General features: G+C 66.2%; 3 protein-coding genes. 2 read left to right on the top strand and 1 reads right to left on the bottom strand.

Features of this window, described 5'->3' with window-relative positions; genetic code table 11:
- Positions 1–299: 299 nt before the first annotated feature.
- Positions 300–596 carry a hypothetical protein gene (locus BG35_RS0108210; protein WP_025782445.1) on the top strand — a complete coding sequence of 99 codons (297 nt, stop codon included), beginning with the start codon at positions 300–302 and terminating at the stop codon, positions 594–596.
- A 22-nt stretch (positions 597–618) separates the two neighbouring features.
- Complete coding sequence (gene ilvD / locus BG35_RS0108205) at positions 619–2,319, top strand: dihydroxy-acid dehydratase (RefSeq protein ID WP_034418007.1); 1,701 nt, start codon at positions 619–621, stop codon at positions 2,317–2,319.
- On the opposite strand, the gene BG35_RS0108200 is transcribed toward ilvD, so the two are convergent.
- On the bottom strand, positions 2,312–2,860 hold the full coding sequence (locus tag BG35_RS0108200) for a CIA30 family protein (protein ID WP_025782443.1): 549 nt from the start codon (positions 2,858–2,860) through the stop codon (positions 2,312–2,314). The two genes, ilvD and BG35_RS0108200, sit on opposite strands and share 8 nt — an antisense overlap.
- Positions 2,861–3,090: the final 230 nt, after the last annotated feature.

Below are 3,090 nucleotides of genomic sequence, written 5' to 3'. Positions count from 1 at the left end.
ATGTCTTCCCGCTGGCGGGCTTCGCCGGCCTTCAGGTCCGCCCGCGCCACGCTAAACAGGAACATCCCAAAGCCGATGACGGCGCCGGTCGGCAGCCATTCCATCAGGCCGGGGGGAAGCGTCGGCATGGGTGCGGCGGGACGGGGTACACGTGCAGCCTACCTTGGCGGGCGGGGGTGACGGGTGGGGGAATCGCCGGGTCTCGCTGGTGGCCGTCTGCCCATGTGAAGCGGCTTTCCTCCATATGGCCTATGGGTTGCCACAATGGCAATCAGTGATCGGGAACCCAGGGCAGCCCCATGACGGATCGACCAGCAGGCAGCACCGTTTTCACCGCCATGCTCTATGGGACGGTTCTGGGTGGCGTCGCCATGGCCTGGCTCCTGCTGGCCCCAAGACAACGGGATCGCCTGGTGAGCCGGCAACGGCGCATGCTCCATATGCCCCGCATGATCCATGACGGCGATTACGAAGGGGAGGACGCCGTTGCCGACGGGAAGGACCTCCCCCAACCCCTGGAGGACCGGATGAGCCAGATTCAGAACTCCATTGAAGACGTGCGCCGCCAACTGGAGGCCATGGGCAACGATGGATAGGGTGTTCCCCCTCAGTCACGGCATGACCACCACAACCGCCCCAACGCTGCGTCGCTCCGCCGCCGTCACCCAAGGGGTGCGGCGCACACCCAACCGCGCCATGCTGCGCGCCGTGGGGTTTGGCGACGAGGACTTCAATAAACCCATTGTGGGCATTGCCAACGGCTACAGCACCATCACCCCCTGCAACATCGGCCTCAACGATCTGGCCCGGCGGGCGGAGGCCAGCCTCCACGAGGCCGGTGGGATGCCCCAGGTGTTTGGCACCATCACGGTGAGCGACGGCATCTCCATGGGAACCGACGGGATGCGTTATTCCCTGGTGTCCCGGGAGGTGATCGCCGACAGCATCGAGACCGCCTGCAACGGCCAATCCATGGACGGTCTCCTGGCCATCGGAGGCTGTGACAAGAACATGCCCGGCGCCATGATCGCCATGGCCCGCCTCAACATTCCCGCCGTCTTTGTGTATGGGGGAACCATCAAGCCGGGCCGTCACGCCGGCCGGGATCTCACCGTGGTGAGCGCCTTCGAGGCGGTGGGGCAGCACGCAGCGGGTCGCATCACGGATGCGGAGCTACTGGCTGTGGAGAAAAAAGCCTGTCCCGGCGCTGGAAGCTGCGGGGGGATGTTCACCGCCAACACCATGGCCGCCGCCTTCGAGGCCATGGGGCTGAGTCTGCCCTTGAGCAGCACCATGGCGGCGGAAGATTTCGAGAAATCCGACAGCACCGCCGCCTCGGCCCACGTGTTGATGGGGGCCGTCACCCAAGGGATCAAGGCCCGGGATCTGATGAGCCGTCAGGCGTTCGAGAACGCCATTCGCGTGGTCATGGCCGTTGGGGGCTCCACCAACGCCGTGCTCCACCTGCTGGCTGCCGCCCACGCCGCCGCTGTCCCCCTCACCCTGGAGGACTTTGAAGCCCTACGGGCGGACACCCCCGTGCTCTGTGATCTCAAGCCCAGCGGCCGCTACGTGACGGTGGACCTGCACCGGGCCGGCGGCATCCCCCAGGTGATGAAAATGCTGTTGGCGGAAGGGTTACTCCATGGGGACTGCCCCACCGTATCCGGTGACGCCATCGGGGAGACCCTCAAGGAGATTCCCACCCGGCCCGATCCCGGGCAGGACGTGATCCGGCCTATCCATACCCCCCTCTACTCGACAGGTCACTTGACGGTGTTGCGGGGCAATCTGGCGGAAGAAGGGGGCGTGGCCAAGATCAGCGGCGTCAAACATCCTGTCATCACCGGCCCTGCCAAGGTGTACGGCAGCGAGGAGGAGTGTCTGGAAGCCATCCTCAACGGCGCGATCCAGGCGGGAGACGTGGTGGTGATCCGTTACGAGGGTCCCAAAGGCGGCCCGGGGATGCGGGAAATGCTGGCGCCCACCTCCGCCATCATCGGCGCCGGCCTCGGCGACAAGGTGGGGCTCATCACCGATGGGCGGTTCAGCGGGGGGACTTTCGGGATGGTGGTGGGCCATGTGGCGCCAGAGGCGGCCGTGGGGGGCGCCATCGCCCTGGTGGAAGCGGGGGACGCCATCACCATTGACGCGCCCCGCCGGCTGTTGCAACTGAACGTGTCCGATACGGAACTGGCTCAACGGCGAGCCCGCTGGAGTCCGCCGGCGCCCCGTTTCCGTCGCGGTGTTCTGGGCAAGTACACCCATCTGGTGAGCAGCAGCAGCCGTGGCGCGGTCACGGACCTGGATCTCAATTGATCGCCTCGACGGCATGAAGAATAAAGCGCAGGGGGCCCGCTTGAAAGCCCGGATTTTCGCCGCCGCTGTCATTGAAGCGGGAATAGAGCACCTGGAGACGACTCACCCGCTGCGCATCAAAGCGGATGGGCATGGCCACCGGCTTGGCCCGCACCACCGGCCGCAGCGCCGTGAACGGCGCCACCACCTCACTGACGCCGTGGGCAACCGTGTCAAATTCACTCACCCACCGCAGCCCGCCGGGAATCAGGGCGCTGGCGCGGCTCACCGGGTCGTTACAAGTGAGGCCAAGCTTATAGCGCCGCCCATCGCCGTTCATCACCAGGCGCAGGGCGGAGAAGGGGCGCAGATCCAGGGGGGGCGTCAACTGGGGAGACCGACAACTGACAAAGCCGCCCCCCTGGCGCACCACCTGGGCCGTGAACTCCAGCCCCCAACTGCCGCAGTGGCAATGGCCCTGGCTTCGTCCCCCCATGATGGTGTCGTTTAGGGCCTGCCACCCCACAAAACCGTCACCGCGGAACAGAGTTGTTGTGTCCATTGGGGGAGGGTGCTGCTGCCGAGGGCTACCCGGCCCATCGTAAAGTCCGGCGGCGCCCAAGGAGCCATGGGCCGGGTCGGGTTGATTCAGCCCTGGCGGGGGCGGCTTTAGGCCCGTTACCCTGATCCGGCTCGAAGTCCGTTGGCGGCCGTCACCAGATCCAGCAGCCGTTGTCTCAGGGCCGGATCATCCAGGCGGCGGTGGCCGGGAAACAGCTTCTGTCCCAGGGC

It is taken from the genome of Candidatus Synechococcus spongiarum SH4 (assembly GCF_000586015.1).
GTDB lineage: Bacteria > Cyanobacteriota > Cyanobacteriia > PCC-6307 > Cyanobiaceae > Synechococcus_B > Synechococcus_B spongiarum_F.
The sequence above is the reverse complement of the archived record's forward strand: the minus strand, read 5'-3'. Positions and strand labels throughout refer to the sequence as shown.

What these genes read in the sequence shown, in the direction of transcription:
- BG35_RS0108210 (WP_025782445.1), top strand. Translation starts at nt 300, where the DNA reads ATGACGGATCGACCAGCAGGCAGCACCGTTTTCACCGCCATGCTCTAT.
- ilvD (WP_034418007.1), top strand. Translation starts at nt 619, where the DNA reads ATGACCACCACAACCGCCCCAACGCTGCGTCGCTCCGCCGCCGTCACC.
- BG35_RS0108200 (WP_025782443.1), bottom strand. Translation starts at nt 2,860, where the DNA reads ATGGACACAACAACTCTGTTCCGCGGTGACGGTTTTGTGGGGTGGCAG.